At 38.1% G+C, this 20366-nt stretch carries 13 protein-coding genes and 1 other annotated feature; of the genes, 11 read left to right on the top strand and 2 right to left on the bottom strand.

Annotated elements, in window-relative coordinates; all coding sequences use genetic code 11:
* The first annotated feature begins 127 nt into the window (after positions 1-127).
* From AMET_RS23320 to AMET_RS23305, 4 genes are all read left to right on the top strand, one after another.
* Entirely contained in the window at positions 128-1204 is a 1077-nt protein-coding gene (locus AMET_RS23320; protein WP_012065625.1) for an NAD(P)H-dependent flavin oxidoreductase, read from the top strand.
* A gap of 189 nt (positions 1205-1393) precedes the next feature.
* The gene (locus AMET_RS23315) at positions 1394-3175 is read left to right on the top strand and encodes a sigma 54-interacting transcriptional regulator (RefSeq protein WP_012065624.1); all 1782 of its coding nucleotides are present in this window, start codon (positions 1394-1396) and stop codon (positions 3173-3175) included.
* A 144-nt stretch (positions 3176-3319) separates the two neighbouring features.
* On the top strand, positions 3320-4669 hold the full coding sequence (locus AMET_RS23310; RefSeq protein WP_242661514.1) for an L-cysteine desulfidase family protein: 1350 nt from the start codon (positions 3320-3322) through the stop codon (positions 4667-4669).
* Between the two features lie 355 nt (positions 4670-5024).
* Positions 5025-5507, top strand: coding sequence for a ribonuclease H-like YkuK family protein (locus AMET_RS23305; protein WP_012065622.1), 483 nt, complete (start codon positions 5025-5027; stop codon positions 5505-5507).
* Between the two features lie 219 nt (positions 5508-5726).
* On the opposite strand, the gene AMET_RS23300 is transcribed toward AMET_RS23305, so the two are convergent.
* Together AMET_RS23300 and AMET_RS23295 are read right to left on the bottom strand one after the other, a co-directional pair.
* Positions 5727-7271 (bottom strand): FAD-dependent oxidoreductase, encoded by a 1545-nt coding sequence (locus AMET_RS23300; protein ID WP_012065621.1) that lies wholly within the window; start codon positions 7269-7271, stop codon positions 5727-5729.
* Between the two features lie 155 nt (positions 7272-7426).
* Positions 7427-7606, bottom strand: a complete 180-nt coding sequence (locus tag AMET_RS23295; protein WP_012065620.1) for a hypothetical protein — start codon at positions 7604-7606, stop codon at positions 7427-7429.
* Positions 7607-8380: 774 nt separating this feature from the next.
* Here AMET_RS23295 and AMET_RS23290 point away from each other — a divergent pair.
* From AMET_RS23290 to cls, 7 genes are all read left to right on the top strand, one after another.
* The gene (locus AMET_RS23290; protein WP_012065619.1) at positions 8381-8794 is read left to right on the top strand and encodes a bacteriohemerythrin; all 414 of its coding nucleotides are present in this window, start codon (positions 8381-8383) and stop codon (positions 8792-8794) included.
* A gap of 98 nt (positions 8795-8892) precedes the next feature.
* Positions 8893-9158: a binding site (T-box leader), on the top strand.
* A gap of 109 nt (positions 9159-9267) precedes the next feature.
* Positions 9268-10293 carry an aspartate--ammonia ligase gene (gene asnA / locus AMET_RS23285; RefSeq protein ID WP_012065618.1) on the top strand — a complete coding sequence of 342 codons (1026 nt, stop codon included), beginning with the start codon at positions 9268-9270 and terminating at the stop codon, positions 10291-10293.
* Positions 10294-10502: 209 nt separating this feature from the next.
* Complete coding sequence (locus tag AMET_RS23280; RefSeq protein ID WP_012065617.1) at positions 10503-11321, top strand: DUF2935 domain-containing protein; 819 nt, start codon at positions 10503-10505, stop codon at positions 11319-11321.
* Between the two features lie 256 nt (positions 11322-11577).
* Entirely contained in the window at positions 11578-13311 is a 1734-nt protein-coding gene (locus AMET_RS23275) for an ABC transporter ATP-binding protein (RefSeq protein WP_012065616.1), read from the top strand.
* Between the two features lie 423 nt (positions 13312-13734).
* Positions 13735-17250: a pyruvate:ferredoxin (flavodoxin) oxidoreductase gene (gene nifJ, locus AMET_RS23270; RefSeq protein ID WP_012065615.1), complete on the top strand. Its 3516-nt coding sequence runs from the start codon at positions 13735-13737 to the stop codon at positions 17248-17250.
* A gap of 375 nt (positions 17251-17625) precedes the next feature.
* The gene (locus AMET_RS23265) at positions 17626-18846 is read left to right on the top strand and encodes a patatin-like phospholipase family protein (RefSeq protein WP_012065614.1); all 1221 of its coding nucleotides are present in this window, start codon (positions 17626-17628) and stop codon (positions 18844-18846) included.
* A gap of 66 nt (positions 18847-18912) precedes the next feature.
* Positions 18913-20352 (top strand): cardiolipin synthase, encoded by a 1440-nt coding sequence (gene cls / locus AMET_RS23260; protein ID WP_012065613.1) that lies wholly within the window; start codon positions 18913-18915, stop codon positions 20350-20352.
* The last annotated feature ends 14 nt before the right edge of the window (positions 20353-20366 follow it).

Below are 20366 nucleotides of genomic sequence, written 5' to 3'. Positions count from 1 at the left end.
AAAAATAAAAAGAGTAAAGGATATTAGAACCAGGTCATATTACTTTATCTATTGACTTAGTATAATAATAGATATATAATTTTTGTAATAATGTTTTTAATATTACAATAGATTAGGAGTCGATATCATGAAATTACCTTCTCTAAGATTAGGAGAACTCGTTGCAACTGTCCCAATTATCCAAGGAGCTATGGGTGTGGGGGTTTCTTTATCAAAACTGGCCTCAGCTGTGGCTAATGAAGGGGGCATAGGTGTTATATCAGGGGTTCAAATTGGATTTGAAGAGCCAGACTTTGAAAAAAACAATGATGAAGCCAATGTCAGAGCCCTTAGAAAGCACATTCAAAAAGCGAGAGATTTAAGCCCAGATGGTGTGTTAGGTGTTAACTTATTAGTCGCAATTAGCAACTATAAAGATATGGTAAGAGCCGCAGTGGAAGAAAAGATTGATTTAATCGTTTCAGGGGCTGGATTACCTACAGATTTGCCAGATATGATTAAGGGAACAAAAACAAAGATTGCTCCCATCGTTTCTTCCGGTAAAGCAGCAGCCTTAATTAGCAAGCTATGGGATCGGAAATTTGGGTATGCACCAGATTTAGTGATTGTGGAAGGTCCTGAAGCTGGAGGACATTTAGGGTTTTCAGAAGAGCAATTAAGGACTAAACCAGAACCAGAATTAGCACAAATTATGGTTGAGGTCATCCAAGCATTGAAGCCCTATGAGGAAAAGCATAACAAATCAATTCCCGTTGTGGCAGCAGGTGGCATTTTCGATGGTGAAGATATCGCTAAATACTTAAAATTAGGTGCTGCTGGAGTACAGATGTCTACTCGCTTTGTGGCTACAGAGGAATGTGATGCACATATTAACTTCAAAAATGCCTATCTGCAATCAAAGCAAGGGGATGTACAACTAGTGAAAAGCCCTGTAGGTATGCCGGGCAGAGCGATTGCGAATCAGCTAACCAAGAGGCTGGAGACGGGAAACATTCCAGTAAAAAAATGCTATGATTGCTTAAAGCCCTGTGATCCTAAAAACACACCTTATTGTATTTCCACTGCATTAATTAATTCAGTGACCGGTGATGTGGATAATGGATTAATCTTTTCTGGTAGCAATGCCTACCGCATCGATGAAATCACCACCGTTAAGGAGCTTATGGCGACCTTAGTGAATCAAGCAGAATTAGCCCTAGGCTAAGCATTATTTGAATTTGAACATAGACAAACACTCTCTTCTATCAGTAAGAGAGTGTTTTTTTAGGTTTTTACGAAGTCAATTTCTTTAGAAGAATAGGATTTTTCAGTAGATATAAAATAGTTGGTGACAATTCACTCTTCTGATATGATAAAGTGAAAGGAATCGATAAAAGCAAAAGGGAGATGCTCTATGGATTTAAGGAAGATTGTTTCAAGTGTGCAAAATGTCTCGGAAGCGATTGCCAGTGTGATTAATGTAGATGTGACAATTGTAGACCATCACCTAAATCGAATTGCTGGTACGGGGTGCTATAAAGAACAGGTAGGAGAAAAGGTTGATGAGAACTCCGCATTTGGATTTGTTCTTAGGCAAGGAGAGAGTCTGATCATTGAAAACCCAAGACAACATGACATTTGCTTGCAATGTGAAAATGTTGGAAACTGTATGGAATATGCGGAGGTTTGCTGTCCAATTAAGGTGAAGGATCAAATTGTTGGGGTAATCGGACTTATTGCCTTTGAAGAAGAACAAAAAACCGCTATGATTGGGAATCAAAAAAACCTAATGGAATTTTTAAACAAGATGGCAGATTTGATTTCTTCCAAGGTGATTGAGCAGGAAAGTACCGATCAAATCAAATTTTTAGTGAAGGAACTAGAAACTGTACTGGATTCCGTTGACCGAGGCATTATTGCTGTTGATGGGACTGGAAAGATCATTCACTATAATAAAAGGGCCATAGGACTTTTTAAACTTAGTGAAAATGAAGTATGTGATCGGAACATTAAAGACTTGTTAGAAGAATTTGACGTGAATCTACTGTTTAAAAAGAGCCGTCAGGTTAAAAATAGAGCCTTTGTCTATCGAGGCAAGGGGGACGGATTTAGAGGGGTTTTTGATGCCAACCCCATTCGTATAGGTAGTGAGAACTTTGGAATTGTATTTACATTCAGCAATATTTCAGACGTATTGGGGATTATCAATGATATGACCACGGGAACAATGATTATGAAGTTTGATGATATCATTGGAGAGAGTCAGCTATTTAATGAGGTCAAGATCCAGGGGGAAAAGGCTGCTCAATCTTCCTCCACTGTCTTGATTCAAGGAGAGAGTGGCACTGGTAAAGAGCTCTTTGCCAGAGCCATCCACTTTCATAGTCAGCGCTGCAAGAAACCCTTTATTCCCATCAATTGTGCAGCGATTCCAGAGCAACTGCTAGAAAGTGAGCTCTTTGGATATGAGGAAGGAGCCTTTACAGGGGCTAAAAGAGGAGGGAAATCAGGGAAGTTTGAACTGGCCAATGGCGGAACCATCTTTCTTGATGAGATTGGAGATATGCCACTGCATCTTCAAACCAAACTTTTGCGGGTTTTGCAGGAGCAAGTGATTGAAAAGGTGGGGGGAAAGGATTTTATCCCTATTGATGCAAGAATTATTGCGGCCACCAATAAGGATTTGGAAAATAGGGTGTTGGAGGGGGAATTCCGGCAGGATCTCTTTTATCGAATTAATGTGATTCCCCTACACATTCCTCCCTTGAGACAAAGGGGAGAGGATCTAATGATTTTAGTAAGCTACTTACTGAACAAGTGCAATGAGAAGCTGGGCAAGTATATTCAAGAGGTTCACCCTGGGGTATTTGATGTTTTTATGAGTTATCAATGGCCAGGAAATGTGAGAGAGTTAGAAAATACCATCGAATATGCAGTCAATATGTGTTCAGGAAGTATCATTATGGAGAGGGATTTACCAAAACGCTTGTCTCGTAGACAAACAGAGTCAAAGGATGAGAGCTTCCGAGGCATTACTTCAATTCAAGAATTAGAAAGGAAGGAAATGATAAAGGCCATTGCATATTTTGGAAATACAAAGCAGGCGATTACCATGGCGGCGACGGCCCTGGGGATTGGGAGAGCCACTTTATATCGAAAATTGAAGATATATGGAATTAAAACGGTATCAAAATGAGAAAAAATATCATTTTGATACCGTTTTAAGGTTGTTATTCTCATATTGAGATTGCAGATTGCAAAGTATAGCGCTTTCAAGGACTTTGAGTTGGCATGATTATTGCTCTATTAACCTACATCAGAAAGAGTAGATGGAGGTGTGATGCAATTGAAGCGATTAATCCTAGAGACACTGAAAGCAGAAGTCGTACCGGCTATCGGATGCACAGAGCCTATTGCTGTAGCATTAGCCTGTGCAAAGGCCAGGGAAATAGCAGGGGTGTCAATTGATGAAGTAGATCATGTAGATGTAATTGTAAGTCCTAATGTATATAAAAATGGATTGGCTGTAGGGGTACCCCATACAGAACACATAGGCCTAGCCATCGCCGCCGCCCTAGGGTTAACGGGAGGAAAGTGTCATCAGGGGCTTCAAGTTTTAGAGGGAATGAAAAAAACGGAACAGGATATTGCAGTAAGCCTAATGGATCAAGGGCTAATCTCCTTAGATATCAAGGATACAAATGAAAAAGTTTATATCGAAGTCATCCTTTCTATACAAGGATGGAAGGCTAAGGTCATCATCAAAGAAAGGCATAATCAATTTGTCTACCTAGAAAAACAGGGACACGTATTATTAGACAGTAAAACTGTGCCTGGGGTGATTGCAAGTCATCAAAATCCATTGTATCACATGGAAATTAAAGAAATTATTGCCATCATAGAACAAATCCCCCATGAGGAACTTGCCTTTATGATGGATGGAGTAGAAATGAACAAGAAAATGGCAATGACTGGATTACAGCCAGGAGTAGGGATGGGAGTGGGCTACACCTATTATGATAATATGAAAAAGGGTATTTTATCTGATGATATTATGAACCAGGCTATGATGCTGACTGCTGCTGCCTCGGATGCTAGGATGTCGGGCTCCATATTGCCCGTGATGAGCAGTAATGGAAGTGGCAATAACGGGATCACAGCTATTTTACCGATCGTTGCCTATGGGATGAAATTTCAAGTAGAAGATGAAAAAATGGCTAAGGCTCTAGCCATAAGCCATTTGATGAATAGCTATATTAAGCACTACATAGGCAGGTTATCTGCTCTGTGTGGCTGTGGAGTTGCGGCTGGAACAGGTGCATCGGTCGCTATTGCTTGGTTAATGGGTGCAAAGGAACAGCAGATTGATGGCGTGATAAAAAACATGCTGGCCAATGTCAGTGGCATGATCTGTGACGGTGCTAAAGTTGGATGTGCTTTAAAGCTAGCCACGTCTGCACAGGTAGCCATTCAATCAGCTCTTTTAGCTATGGACCATCACATCGTGCCCACGGGAAATGGAATTGTTGCAGAAACAGCTGAAGGAACCATTGAAAATCTAAGGATATTGTCTGAAGAAGGAATGCAGCTCACTGACCATGCCATATTAAGTGTTATGATGAAATTTCAAAGGGCCCGAGAGTCTCATATAAAGGATGACGTCCTAACCCATGAGAAGTATGTGGTATAAAATAACAATTAATGTAGAGAACATGCTAAGAATACAACTAGGATAAAGAGATTCAAGTAGAAATCATAAACTAGTGACTAGGTTATGATTTTTTTATATAAAAAAACATAAAAATAGGTAAACTTAAAACCTGATACCATAACACATTCCCCAATAGTGTCCTATATGAAACAATAAAAAATATTGGATGTAGCAGAAAGGGATAATTATATAGAGAAATCGGAAATATATAAATAGTAAAGTTTTAAAATAAGATTAATCGTAGTATACCAAAGTCCTATTGAGTGCATAGACTAATAGAATAGGATATTCGTTTTAGTAAAAGTGAATATAGTAATCACTTGGAGGAATATCAATGAAAAGTATTACTTATGGTGAATTAACCTTTAATGAAGTGTGTGAAAAAATTAAAATATATACGGGAAGAGATCTAAAGGGGCAGTATGTCATTTCCGTAGGAACCGATTCTCAGAACATTGGTGGCATTACCAAGGTGGTCTCTGTGATTGCCATCGTGAAAAAGACAAAGGGCGGGATTTTCTTTTATGATATTAAAAAGGTAAAGCGAATTAATAATATAAGACAGAAGATTTTTAAAGAAACCCAATGTAGTATCGAGCTGGCCTCCCAGGTAATGGAATATATTAATAAAAATGAGATCGAAGCTTCTCTAGAGGTGCATGTAGACATTGGTGACCAGGGAGAAACAAAGCATTTAATCAAAGAAATTGTTGGTTGGGTTATGGGAATGGGCTTCAAATGCTGCATGAAACCAGATTCCTATACCTCAACAGGAATTGCAGATAAGATTTCTAAAAAAGGCAGCAAAGTATGTTAAAGGTCTGGCTCTTGGGGATAGCACCCCCAATCCAGACCTGTTTTTTAAAATGTATAGGAAATTATGGTTTTTAATTTCCTATACATTGGGGAGTACAGAGGGGATTCCCCTCTGTCGTATTAAGGAGGGTGCTCAGGCTGTCTTGCAGCCGTCGAAGGGAACCTAGGGTTCCCTAGCGAAGAATAAATATCGACGAAGTCGATTTTGTTCTCAATCAGCTTACTGTAGTTTTTGCAATGGCTTTAAAGCGGGACCCTCTATAATGTCCCCTGTATAAGAAAAACGGGAACCATGGCAGGGACAATCCCAGGACTTTTCGGCATCATTCCAGGTGAGTTCGCAGCCTAGGTGAGTGCAGGTGGTATCAACTACATGGATTTCTCCATTTTCATCACAATAGGCACCCACTCTTTGTCCTTTAATCTGTAAGACTTTGCCTTGGCCAGGTTGAAGATTCATATCCTTAGAATTTGGTATCAATTTTCCAGAGATGAATCGGGTAGCAACATCTACATTTTGCACAATAAACTCAGTGGCGGAAGCCTGAGGTCTGATTCGAGAAGGGTAATACACAGAGGTCCAAGGGTTTTCCCCTTTCACAATTAAGTCTCGTAGCATGATGGCAGAGACTGTACTGTTGGTCATGCCCCATTTGCCAAAGCCTGTGGCCACATAAACATTAGGACGATCTGCGGTGAGGTGACCTATATAAGGGATGTTGTCCATTGTGACACAGTCCTGGGTAGACCATCTAAATAGAATATCTTCTACGTCAAAGTGCTTGTGGGCAAATTGACAGAGGGCTTCATAGTGTTTGAGGGTACTTTGTCCATGCCCACTTTTATGATTTTCACCGCCTATAAGAACCAGCTCACCATCTTCCATGGGTTGGGTTCGAAGGGAACGGGTCGGTTGCTCTGCATTAATGAACATACCCTTTGGAAAGTCTCCTTTTATTTTTGCACCTAGGATATAGGATCTTTCTTGATAGATTCTGGCAAAGTATAATCCTGGTTTATCATAAAAAGGATAATGAGAAGCAATGATCACATGTGAAGCCGTTACCTTCTTATTATTATTATGAGTGATGACTTGACAAAGAGATCCTTCCTGAATATCCACTGCACGGGTTTGCTCAAAAATATAGCTATTATCTCCCACAATGTCTTTAGCTAAGGAAAGCAGATACTTTCGTGGGTGGAATTGAGCTTGATCCTCAAACTTCATAGCTCCTTGGATGTCAAAGGGGAGGGGAAGAGACTCTACATAGGAAGCCATGAGCCCTAAGCTAGAGGCGGCCTTTGTTTCGTCAATTAGTTTTTGGACATAAACAGGGGACTGTGTATAAACATAAGCAGGTTGCCATGAAAAATCACAGGAAATTTCTTTTTCTTTTATGAGGTCAGCAATAAAATGGATGGCAGACTCATTGGCTTGAGCATACTGACTGGCCAGCTCATTACCCATTTTGTTGGTTATTTTGTCATAAATTAATCCGTGCTGAGAGGTGATTTTAGCTGTGGTATGGCCGGTTGTTCCTTGAAGAATATGATCAGCCTCTACTATAGCCACCGATAGACCTGCTTGTTTTAACAACCATGCTGAAGTAATGCCAACCATCCCTCCCCCCACAATAGCGACATCCACGGTGATGTCTTTTTCTAAAGGAGGGTGATTTTTTTGATCAGTAGAAGTAAGCCAGTAGGGGCGAGGGATCGGGTCGTGATTTGCTAGACAATTGAATTTTTCGTTGTTTTCATTCATAGAAACGCTCCTTATTTATTAAATTTAGGTGAACTTAATTTTCCCCTGATTATTCTTGGCTATTCTATAATTAGGATCAAAAAAATTGAAGTTCACTTCAACTTAAAGTGAACTTCAATCCTTAAACTTACTGTTCATATTACCTTGATATTATTTTAGTATAGAAAATGTGAAAATTCACACTGAACAAGCTCTCTATGGGTGGTGACCTTTTCAAGTGCAACTTCTCGGGTCAACTGTTCCTCAAGCTTCTTCTGTCTTTTCAATTCATCTCTCTTAATACTAATGTTTATGTTAAAGTAACTTAAATTTAAAGAAAAACTAGCTAATGACATTTATATTTCCTCCTCTAATAGATACCTATTTAACTCAGGTTTGAAATAACGGAAAACTCCTTTGCATTCTTTTTGATGTAATTAGATAAATCATATAACATCCCTCCATTCAATTTTTTTATTATGAAAGACATCCCAATTACGTAAGATAACGGGGTGCCAGTTCAACAAAAACAAAAAGGCTATAGGTTGGGTAACCTATAGCCTGCTATTCGTTCTAGTGCAATAGAACGGTTTTCCCCAATCAAAAAACACAGGGGAAAATTAGAAAGAGCCATAGGTAATGACACGCCTATAGCTCAAAATGTTAGCGAAATAGATATAGAAGTAACCAGTAATGATTTAAAAACAATACAGAAATCATCACCATAAAATTATTTCACTAGACCATAAGGCCGCGTCAAAAAATTATTAATTTGTAACGTAAAGGGACACATGTTTTTGATAGTTGAATTTAAAGTTTTCATTAATACGACCTCCTCTCAAGTTAGATGAAATAAATTGACTACATAGATATTATATACAAAACTACCAATAATATGCAATAAAAAACTAAAAATGTAATGATTTTGTAATAAATCTCTTAATGTGGAAGCTAGATAAAAAGAACTGTGATTGAACTCATTAGAATGAGGGTAATATTTCTAAAGGATAGGTAGATTTTCCAGTACAATTCAGTAAAGAGAAGCGTATGACCAACTTAATCTATATCCCATGAGGGCTGGAGAAATATGTTATAATTAAACGTAAAAATTATTTGAGGAGGCGTTTCATTTGTTTAAATGGAAGGAAAGTTTTAATTGTGAAGTAGGTTCTGTGGATCAGCAACATCAAAAGCTTTTTCAGATTGGAATGCAGTTACATGAAATAGTGAAAGCTAAGGATCAGTTGGATCACTATGATGAAATGATGGAAGTGCTACAAGAGCTAAAGCATTATACCATCGATCATTTTCAATATGAAGAGGCTTTAATGGAAAAGCATCATTATCCGGGAATAGCGGATCATAAAGAAGCCCATCAAGCTTTTATCAATAAGGTGATTGAAATTGAAAATCAAGACATCGATGAAAAGCAGAAAAAAATAGGGATGGATATCATTATTTTTATTGCAAATTGGATTGAGAGTCATATTATGAAAGTTGATATGGAATATAAAGAGTTCTTCCAAGAAAAGGGATCCCTTTAAGGATTCAAAGGATTATTTAAAAAATTTGGAATTATATTATTATTTTATTGACATAATAATATAAATGAGATAAAATAATAAAAATTAACCTAGTAAACTAAAAGACGATGAAGAGAAGAGTAAATATAGTATGACGTTTCAGCGAGTTGATGATGGTGAGAGATCAACACTAAGTCTATATTGAAAAACATCTCTGAGTTGCTAACCGAAATCCGAATAGGAGAGTAGACTTAGCCGGATCCAAACCGTTATTCATTGGACAGTATCGATTGAATGCGAACTAGCAGTCATTCCGTATTGATTTAGAGTGGGCAGTAATGCTAACTAAGGTGGTACCACGGAGATTCAGTTCTTCGTCCTTATATGATAAGGATGAAGGACTTTTTTGTTTTTGTAAAATCATGGCCATGATTTACATTGAGGGTTTAATGCTTTTGGATTTGATATTTAAATAAATGATACGAGGAGGAAATATGATGGAGCAAGCAAAAGAATTATTAATTATCCCAGTGGACTATGATCCCAAACTAGATATCCGAGAAACTGAAATTGCAATTAAAAGAATTAAAGACTTTTTTGAAGGTAGATTGGCTGAAATGTTAAATCTCACTAGGGTATCTGCCCCTTTGTTTGTTAGACCAGAGACGGGTATCAATGACAACTTAAATGGCGTAGAGAGACCTGTCTCCTTTGAAGTAAAAGGAATAGATAATAAAGAAGTAGAGGTGGTACATTCACTAGCAAAGTGGAAGCGAATGGCTCTACACCGATATGGGTTTAAGTTAGGGGAAGGAATTTATACAGATATGGACGCCATCCGCAGGGACGAGGATTTAGATAATCTACATTCCATTTATGTAGACCAGTGGGACTGGGAGAGGGTTATCTCTAAGGAAGAGAGAAGGATTGAAACATTAAAATCTACTGTAGAGAGTATTTATGGCGTTTTTAAAGATACGGAAAACTACTTATTTCAGTTCTATCCACACTTAGGTAAAATGTTACCTGAGGAGATCACCTTCATTACTGCCCAAGAGCTGGAGGATCGCTATCCAACGTTATCTCCTAAGGAAAGAGAAAATGCAATTACCAAGGAAAAGAAAGCAGTTTTCATTATTGCAATTGGTGGAGATATGAAATCCGGTGAAAAGCATGATGGACGAGCACCTGATTATGATGATTGGAATTTGAATGGTGATATTTTATTTTGGTACCCAATGTTAGATCAGGCTGTAGAGCTTTCCTCTATGGGGGTGCGAGTCGATGAGGAAGCCATGGCAAGACAATTGAGCTTAGCAAAATGTGAGGATCGTCAAAGCTTAGTTTTTCATCAAGGTATTTTAACTAAAGTGCTGCCCTATACAATAGGTGGGGGAATTGGCCAGTCAAGAATTTGTATGTTTTTCTTAAAAAAGGCCCATATAGGAGAGGTACAAGCAGCCATATGGCCTGATAAGATGATAGAAACATGTGAAAAAGCTAAAATAGCATTGTTATAGATAAACGACTCACTATTTTTTATCTATATAATTCATCAAAATAATAAGACCCTGCCCAAGGGTCTTATTATTTTATATCCGACTCTCATTAACCTATGGGAATCTACTATGGAGAACCAGGTGGTTCATGGATTGCGGTTTTTTATTATTCTAAGAAATCATGCACATGCATATAATGAAAGTGTATAAAAGTGGAGGAGGGAAAAGAGTTGGATAAGGAAGACATTTTACCCTATGAGAATGTGGCACTATTTGAACATCAATTTTGGCTACAGGTTTTAGGTGACCATGCACGATTCATCTTGAATGCATTATCTCCAGAAGAACGAGAAGAAATTCAAAGAGCACAGTACTTCATTCATATATTTGATCAACTGTTGGAAGAATCAAGAAAATCCCCTAGGGGTTCAGCTTTAAGCAAGCTTACGGATCAAGCCTATGGATGTGCCCAGGAGATTCGTACTTTCAAGCTACATCTTATTAAAAGACATTTAGTAGGAAAGATTGAGATTGGTCTCCCACCAACATTCCTCAATCATATGGTCAATGAAGTGGAGGAATATTTACGAATTCTCTGTTTTCTTTCAATGAAACAGATCCCAATTACACAGCCTATTCATTATCATATGGTATGGCTTCTTGATGCCGCAGGACATTCGGCAGGAATTATGGGCGACCTTGACATGGTTGAAAAGGAACTCATTAGAAAAAGTGGAAAATTCACCCAGCGATTTGAAGAATTCTATATTAAAGCAGTGGAAATCGCAGGGTATACCAGAACAACCCTTGATCAATTTCCTGCCTTTACACGATTCAATTATCAGGTAGAAGGGGAATTACTCTTATTTAAGAAATTCTTAAGAGAATTAGAAGCATTAGAATTAAACCAGAAGGTCTTAGGGACTTTATCGGCACTCATGCTAGATCATATGGCTCGTGAGGAATGCTACTATTTAACAAAGCTAGCCCAGGTCACAGAAGTAAAAGAACCTAAGTGTGATCCAACAAAGGCCAGAACAGAAGCGTGAACTTAGTTTAGCAAGATAGGACATTGAGAATCAGGTAGGACAGCTACCCCGAAAGTATTCTATTGATAAACACATAAAATTGAATCAGTTAATGGACAACGCATTCAGCCTCTTTTAATAGGATAAGGGAAATCCTTTATGACCTAGTTAAAGAGGTGCTTTTTTATGTGAAAAGAAGAATTTTCATGGCTGTGCAAGTATGATATAATATAACCTTAGAGAACCGAAATAAAAGGTGATGAGGGGTGAATTGAGGATGATTAAAAGATTTATTAAATACTATAAAGCACATCTACCATTATTCTATCTAGATTTTGGATGTGCATTTTTAATGGCTGGGATGGACTTGGTTTTTCCCTTCGTTGTAAGAAAGATGATTGACGATGTTTTTCCGGCCAGAGACCTTCGATTAATTCTATGGATAGCTCTAGGGATGGTGATCCTTTATATTGTACGCTCTATCCTACAATACATTGTAGATTATTGGGGCCACGTATTGGGCGTTCGAATAGAGCATGATATGAGGAAGGATTTATTTCATCATATCAACAAACAATCCTTTACTTACTTTGACAATACGAAAACTGGGCATATTATGTCTAGATTGGTCAATGACCTTCATGATTTGTCAGAACTGGCCCACCATGGCCCGGAGGATCTTTTTATTGCCACAATCACATTAGTAGGATCCTTTATTATTCTACTAACTATTAACGGGCCCCTGGCCTTGATTACATTTGCACTTGTTCCCATTATGATGTGGTTTGCCATTAACAAAAACCGCAGGATGCAACGAGCATTTAAGGACATGCGATTAAAGGTAGCTGACATCAATGCACAGGTGGAGGATAGCATTTCTGGCGTCCGTGTGGTAAAGTCCTTCAATAATGAACACTATGAGGAAGAAAAGTTCCAAGAGGGAAATGTAAAATTTAGAGTTTCTCGGGAGAAAGCATTTCAGGTCATGGCAGAATTTTTTGCTGGTGTTAATTTCTTCTCTAACTTTACAAACTTAGCAGTTCTTATTGGGGGTGGAATCTTCATTTATCAAGGACAAATGACCACAGGAGACTTATTTGCGTTTCTATTATATGTCTCTATGTTTATGCAGCCCATACGAAGGCTCACAACCCTAGTGGAAAATTATCAAAAAGGGATGGCTGGATTCAGTCGCTTTGTTGAAGTGCTAGAACTGGACCCTGAGATTGTGGACAGTGAAAATGCAAAAGAGATGGGACGCGCAGAGGGAAGGATTAACTTCCAGCATGTGACCTTTAGCTATAATAATCAACAGAATGTTCTTCAGGATATTACTATGGAGGTAAAAACAGGTGAAACCGTGGCCTTTGTAGGTCCATCTGGGGGAGGAAAGACCACATTGTGTAGCTTGATTCCAAGGTTTTATGAGGTGGAACAGGGAAGTATTCAAATTGATGGCGTTGACATTAAAGAGATCACACAAAGCTCTCTTCGAGAAAATATAGGGATTGTTCAACAAGATGTCTTCTTATTTTCAGGAACGGTTAAAGAAAACATTGCTTATGGCAAGCAAAACCCAACCGATGAAGAGGTGATGGAAGCAGCTAAAAAAGCCAATGCCCATGAGTTTATTATGAAATTAGAGAATGGGTATGATACCTATATTGGAGAACGAGGTGTGAAACTGTCTGGTGGACAAAAGCAAAGACTCTCCATAGCCAGAATATTTCTTAAAAATCCACCGATTTTAATATTAGATGAAGCCACATCGGCCTTAGATAATGAAACAGAAAAAATCATTCAACAATCCTTGTTTTCTCTTTCTGAGAATAGAACTACCTTAGTCATTGCCCATAGATTAGCCACAATTCGGAATGCTGATCGAATTATGGTGTTAACCGATGAGGGAATCGCAGAAGAAGGAAGTCACGAGGAGTTACTTCAGCAGGAGGGTATTTATGCAAGGCTATATAAAGCTCAGTTTGATGGGTTCATTCCTGATGTGGCGTAGAGAATTGTCGAAAAACATAAAAAACAATGAGGGTTGGTCGAAAAAAAAGACAACCCTCATTGTTTTTTGTATAGCAAACTAGTATACTATGGGTGATGAAAGAAAATAAAGGAAAATTTAACAAGCTTATGTGTATACTTTATACGAGAAGATGTCAAAGGGAGTACAGTATTGTAAATATAGCTGTTTTAATAAGTGTAATCGGGTCTTACATATAAAAGAAGGCAATCCATGGGTGAAATAAATTTGTAATAATTCTCCCAAGTGTTGAAAAGTCAGCCCTTAATAAACACTTAAAAAAATGGTTGAACCTCTCTACAAAGTTGCCCTATAATTTTTTGGTGTTTTCTTATATAATGAAAGCGTATACAAGATACAATTAAATAAAATTTATTAATATATTTAATCAAAGGAGGATGTCAAATGGCAAGAAAGATGAAAACAATGGATGGGAACGCAGCTGCGGCTCATGTATCTTATGCTTTTACAGATGTTGCTGCAATCTATCCGATTACACCATCATCCAATATGGCAGAAAATGTAGACGAGTGGAGTTCTGAGGGACTTAAAAACATTTTCGGACAGACAGTACAGGTAACAGAAATGCAATCTGAGGCGGGAGCAGCGGGAGCCGTACATGGTTCTTTAGCAGCTGGTGCCTTAACAACAACATTCACAGCGTCTCAAGGTCTTTTGTTAATGATTCCCAACATGTATAAAATCGCCGGAGAGTTACTACCTGGTGTATTCCATGTAAGTGCTCGTGCCTTAGCGGGACATGCGCTTTCTATCTTTGGAGATCACTCAGATGTAATGGCAGTAAGACAAACAGGATGTGCGCTCTTAGCTTCAGGTAGTGTTCAAGAAGTAATGGACCTAGGGGGCGTAGCTCACTTGGCCGCAATTAAAGGCAGAATGCCTTTTGTTCATTTCTTTGATGGATTTAGAACTTCTCATGAAATGCAAAAAATTGAAGTGATTGAGTTTGATGAGCTTGAAAAGTTAGTAGATTGGAATGAAATCAAAGCCTTTAGAAATAGAGGGTTAAACCCAGAGCATCCAGAACTAAGAGGAACTGCTCAAAATCCAGACATATTTTTCCAAGCAAAGGAAGCCTCCAACCCATTCTATGAGGTGATTCCAGGTATCGTTAATGATTATATGAAAGAGATCACTAAGCTAACAGGAAGAGAGTATGCACCATTTAACTATTATGGAGCACCTGATGCTGAAAACATTATTATTGCAATGGGATCAGTCACAGAAACAATCGAAGAAGTAGTGGATTACTTAAATGAAAAAGGAGAAAAAGTGGGTCTTATAAAAGTACATCTATATAGACCGTTTTCTGCTAAATATTTCTTTGACGTAGTACCTGATTCAGTTAAGCGTATCTCTGTATTAGATAGAACAAAGGAACCCGGTTCATTGGGAGAGCCATTATACCAAGATATTCTAACCATATTCTTTGGTAAAGAAAATGCACCATTAATCGTGGGGGGAAGATATGGTCTTGGATCTAAAGATACAACACCGCCTCAAATTAAGGCAGTATTTGATAATTTAAAGGCAGAGAAGCCTAGAAATGCATTTACCGTTGGGATTAATGATGATGTAACACATACATCGCTACCAGTAGAAGAAAATGTTGTCACAGCATCTAAAGGAACAATCAGATGTAAGTTCTGGGGACTCGGATCCGATGGTACAGTAGGGGCTAACAAAAGTGCCATTAAAATTATTGGGGATAATACAGACATGTATGCACAAGCTTACTTCTCCTATGATTCAAAAAAATCTGGTGGGGTAACTATTTCTCACTTAAGATTTGGTAAGCAACCGATCCGTTCCACTTACTTAATTGACCAAGCTGATTTTGTAGCCTGTCATAACCAATCCTACGTATATCAATATGATTTATTAAAGGGATTGAAGCCAGGAGGAATATTCCTATTGAACTGTATCTGGTCACCAGAGGAATTAGACGCAAAATTACCTGCTTCAATTAAACGTTATATTGTAGAGAACAACATTAACTTCTACACATTAAATGCCACAAAAATTGCCACTGAAATCGGATTAGGCGGAAGAATCAACATGGTAATGCAATCTGCATTCTTTAAATTAGCAGAGGTAATTCCAGTTGAAGATGCGACTAAGTATCTAAAGGAAGCAATTGTAGATGCTTATGGAATTAAAGGTGAAAAGATTGTTAACATGAACCAGGAAGCAGTTAATCAAGGCGTTAATGCATTAGTAAAGATTGACGTACCTGCAAGTTGGGGAAGTGCTCAAGAAGAAGTAGCAGTAGCGGCAGAAGCACCTGCCTTTATTGAAAATATCTTAAGGCCAATTAATGCACAAGGTGGAGATGATCTACCGGTAAGTGCTTTTGTTGGAGCAGAAGATGGAACATTCCCATTGGGAACAAGTGCATATGAGAAGCGTTGTATCGCTGTTGATGTACCAGAATGGCAAATGGAAAAATGTATTCAATGTAACCAATGTGCTTATGTTTGTCCTCATGCTGCCATTAGACCTTTCTTGGTTGATGAAAAAGAAGCGGCTCAGGCGCCTGAAGGATTTAAAACATTGAAGGCAATGGGTAAAGAGTTCAATGGATTACAATACCGCCTACAAGTGAGCACCCTTGACTGTACAGGTTGCGGAAACTGTGTAGACATTTGTCCAGCACCTAAAGGAAAGGCCATTGAAATGAAACCTGTAGAGCCTCAAGTTGAAGCTCAAAAAGAAAATTGGGAATATGCAACGACCTTAACAGATAAGTCAGAGCTAACCAATATTGGGACTGTAAAAGGAAGCCAGTTTGCACAGCCATTATTTGAATTCTCAGGAGCTTGTGCAGGTTGTGGGGAAACACCATATGTAAAACTAATCACACAGCTATTCGGTGATCGAATGATGGTTGCCAATGCAACAGGTTGTTCTTCAATCTATGGTGGTAGTGCACCATCTGTACCATATTGTAAAAATGTAAAAGGCCAAGGTCCTGCTTGGGCAAACTCACTCTTTGAAGATAATGCTGAGTTTGGATATGGTATGTTCTTAGGAGTAAAACAAATTAGAGATAAGGTGTCTGATTTAATGACAGAAGCATTATCATTAGACATCGCTGAAGAATTGAAGGACGCCTTCAAGGCATGGTTAGAAGGAAAAGACCAAGCACAACCTTCTAAAGAAGCAACTTACAACATGTTACCACTGTTTGATGCTGCTAAAGGAAATCCAATCATTGATGAAATCATCGAGAAGAAAGACTTCTTAGTGAAAAAATCACAGTGGATCTTTGGTGGAGACGGTTGGGCTTACGATATCGGATTCGGTGGATTAGACCATGTCATTGCTTCTGGTGATGATATCAACATCCTTGTCATGGATACAGAGGTTTATTCAAATACAGGAGGACAATCTTCTAAAGCTTCACCAACAGCTGCAATTGCTAAATTTGCTGCTTCAGGTAAGAAGACAAAGAAGAAGGACCTAGGTATGATTGCAATGAGCTATGGTTATGTATATGTAGCACAGGTGGCAATGGGAGCAGATAAAAACCAATTAATCAAAGCCATGAAAGAAGCGGAAGCCTACGATGGACCTTCAGTAGTCATCGCATACTCACCATGTATCGCTCACGGAATCAAAGCTGGAATGGGTAAAACCCAAGAGCAGTCTAAGAATGCCGTTGAAGCTGGATACTGGCATCTATACAGATTCAACCCAGAGCTAAAAGAAGCAGGAAAGAATCCATTTGTATTAGATTCTAAGGCGCCAACAACTCCATTTAGAGATTTCTTACTAGGTGAAGTGCGTTATTCCTCTCTATCTAAAACCTTCCCTGAAACAGCAGAAATGCTATTTGAAAAGTCTGAGAAGGAAGCAAAAGAAAGATACGAAACATACAAGCGTTTATCTGAAATATAAAGACAAATTAAATAAGTAACGATTAAGGGATGAAGAATTTTCTTCATCCCTTAATCTATTTTAAGCACTTGAGATTTTTAACAGAGCCTGTTAAAAATATAAGTGCGCCATGAGTCGATGCGGTAGCATCAGACGAATTTTAAGCACTTGAGATTTTTAACAAGGCCCGTTAAAAATATAAGTGCGCCATGAGTCGATGCGGTAGCATCAGACGAATTTTAAGACTTGAGATTTTTAACAAGGCCCGTTAAAATATAAATGTCCTATGATTTGATGGGGCAACATCAGACGAATTATAGGTTAATAGATTGAACCAAAGGATAAAATAGGCATATAATAGATATAAGAACCAAAAAGAGAAGAGGGGAAAAGCCAATGCTAGGATTAACGCTAGAGGGTGGCGGTGCTAAGGGGTCTTACCAGATAGGGGCATGGAAAGCTTTTAGAGAGATGAACATCGAGTTTGATGGGATTACAGGGACCTCTGTGGGGGCCTTGAATGGCGCCCTGATGCTTCAAGACGATTTTGATTTAGCCTATGGTATTTGGCATGAAATGAATCCTAATACGATAATGGATATAGATGACCGTATTTATGAAATGCTATCAAATTATCAATTAACAGCTAATAACGTGCATTTTATGTTAGAACAAGTTAGAAAATTTATTAAGGGATTTGGAATGGATACAAAACCCCTTGAGCAATTGATTGAAGCCAATATTAACGAAGGTAAAATCAGGAAAGCCAGCACTGATTTTGGATTTGTAACAGTTTCTCTGACGGATTTTAAACCCTTAGAAATTTTCAAAGAAGAAATTCCAATGGGCAAAATGGCAGACTATCTAATGGCATCCTCTTACTTGCCAATTTTTAAGTCCAAGAAGCTTGATGGAAAAACTTTCCTTGATGGAGGATTCTATAATAATTTACCCATTAATATGCTGTATGAAAAAGGATATCGAAAAATTGTAGCAGTAAGACTATTGAGTAAAGGAAGGGTCAAAAAAGTTGAGCACCATGACTTAGATGTGTTGTATATACAGCCCTGTGAAAACCTAGGGAATATGATGGATTTTAGCAATGAGCGTGCTCAAACCAACCTTAACCTAGGCTACTTTGATACATTAAGAGCTTGTAAGGGGTTAAAGGGAAGAAAGTATTATATAGAAGGTTTTATTGATGAGATTACGGCAATGGCTTTTCTCATGAGATGGGATGAAGCTGTATTAAAGAATTTAAGCCAATTATTTGGGCTTTCAGCTAGTGTCCCCTTGAATAGACTTTTGTTAGAGGAGATAATCCCAAGATGGATTCATCTAATGGATCTCAGTGAAAAAGCTACCTACCAAGAAGTAGCAATTGCTATTTTGGAGAATATGGCTCATTATTTGAAGATAAATCGATTTGAGGTCTATTCCTTGGCATCCTTTGTGGAAGAAATTAGAAAACATAAGGAAAGAATGGGGGAGACGGAAAGACCAATCCATAAAAACAACCTATTATCTGAGGAATTAATCTTAAAAATAAGCAAAGAAAAGCAATTGGAAGCCTCTATAAAGATTATGTTAGAGAATAATGGAAATATATATATATAAAAGGATGAAATAAGACTTAAGGTAGAGAGCAAGATGAGAAATGACAGAAAGGGGGTTGGAGATAGAATGACTTGGTTAAATTTTTTCACAACGATCTATTCATTGACTATTTTTATTTTAAGTGTCGTGATTATATTAGACAATCGAAATCCCTCTAGAACCCTGGCTTGGATTTTAGTTCTAATTTTTTTGCCCGGTGCGGGAGTTTTCCTTTACTTATACATTGGACAGAATCACAGAAAGAAAAACACTTTTATTAAAAAGCGCAAAGAAAATTATCGTATTTTAAATCATTTATTAGAAGAGCAAGTACCTATTACCCAATACTCTGGTTTGTTTCATCAATTTTTTGATGACATAAGAGGAAAAATCATACCATTACTTCTCAACAATACCTACTCACCTTTAACAGTGAACAATGAGGTAAAGGTTTTACATAATGGAGAAGAAACATTTAGAGAAATGTTGCAGGAAATTGAAGGGGCAACCCACCATATTCATATGGAATATTTTATTATTAAAGATAGTGATATTGGTAGAATATTTCAAAAAGCTTTAATCAAGAAGGCTGAGGAGGGAATCGAAGTCCGATTGATCTACGATGCTGTAGGGAGTTGGAAATTAAAAAAAGATTTTCTACAACCATTGAAGGACGCAGGTGTGGAGGCCGTTGCTTTCTTACCGGTCACAATTCCATTCTTTGGAAGTCGACTTAATTATCGAAATCATCGAAAGATATTAATCGTTGATGGACAGGTAGGGTTTGTTGGTGGATTAAATATAGGAGACGAATATTTAGGGAAAAGTGAAAAAATGGGATTTTGGAGAGATGTTCATCTGAAAATTATGGGGGAATCTGTTTATGTGTTGCAAGCTATTTTTCTAATGGATTGGTATTTCGTGAAAAAAGAAGAAATTGATAGTTTGGCTTACTTTCCTAAACAAAAAGACTGCGGACAAAGGCTCATTCAAGTGGCCTCTAGTGGTCCAGACTCTTATTGGGCCGCCATACAGCAAACTTATTTTACTGCCTTAACTGGAGCCACAAAACGGGCTTATATTATGAGCCCCTATCTGATTCCTGATGATAGTATGCTAATGGCATTAAAAACCGCTGCCCTTGGGGGAGTTGATGTCAGAATATTGCTGCCAGGGAGACCTGATCATCGAACGGTATTTTGGGCTTCAAAGTCTCACTTTGAGGAACTTCTAGAGGCTGGAGTTCAAATATATCAATATCAAAAGGGATTTGTTCACGGTAAAATGATTCTCGTAGATAGTGTATTCACCTCTATTGGAACGGCCAATATTGACATTCGGAGCTTCCAATTAAACTTTGAAGTCAATGCCTTTATCTATGATGAAGAGGTAACGGATCAATTAGTAGAAGTATTTTTGGAGGACCTAAAGGATAGCAAAGAGGTTACCCTAGAGGAATATCATAAAAGACCTCTGAGCCACAAGGCTATGGAATCTGTCACCCGACTTTTATCACCAATTCTATAAGAATTGGGATCATT

Source organism: Alkaliphilus metalliredigens QYMF (genome assembly GCF_000016985.1).
Taxonomy (GTDB): domain Bacteria; phylum Bacillota; class Clostridia; order Peptostreptococcales; family Natronincolaceae; genus Alkaliphilus_A; species Alkaliphilus_A metalliredigens.
Note: the sequence above shows the minus strand (reverse complement) of the source record. Positions and strands in the feature narration are given on the sequence as shown.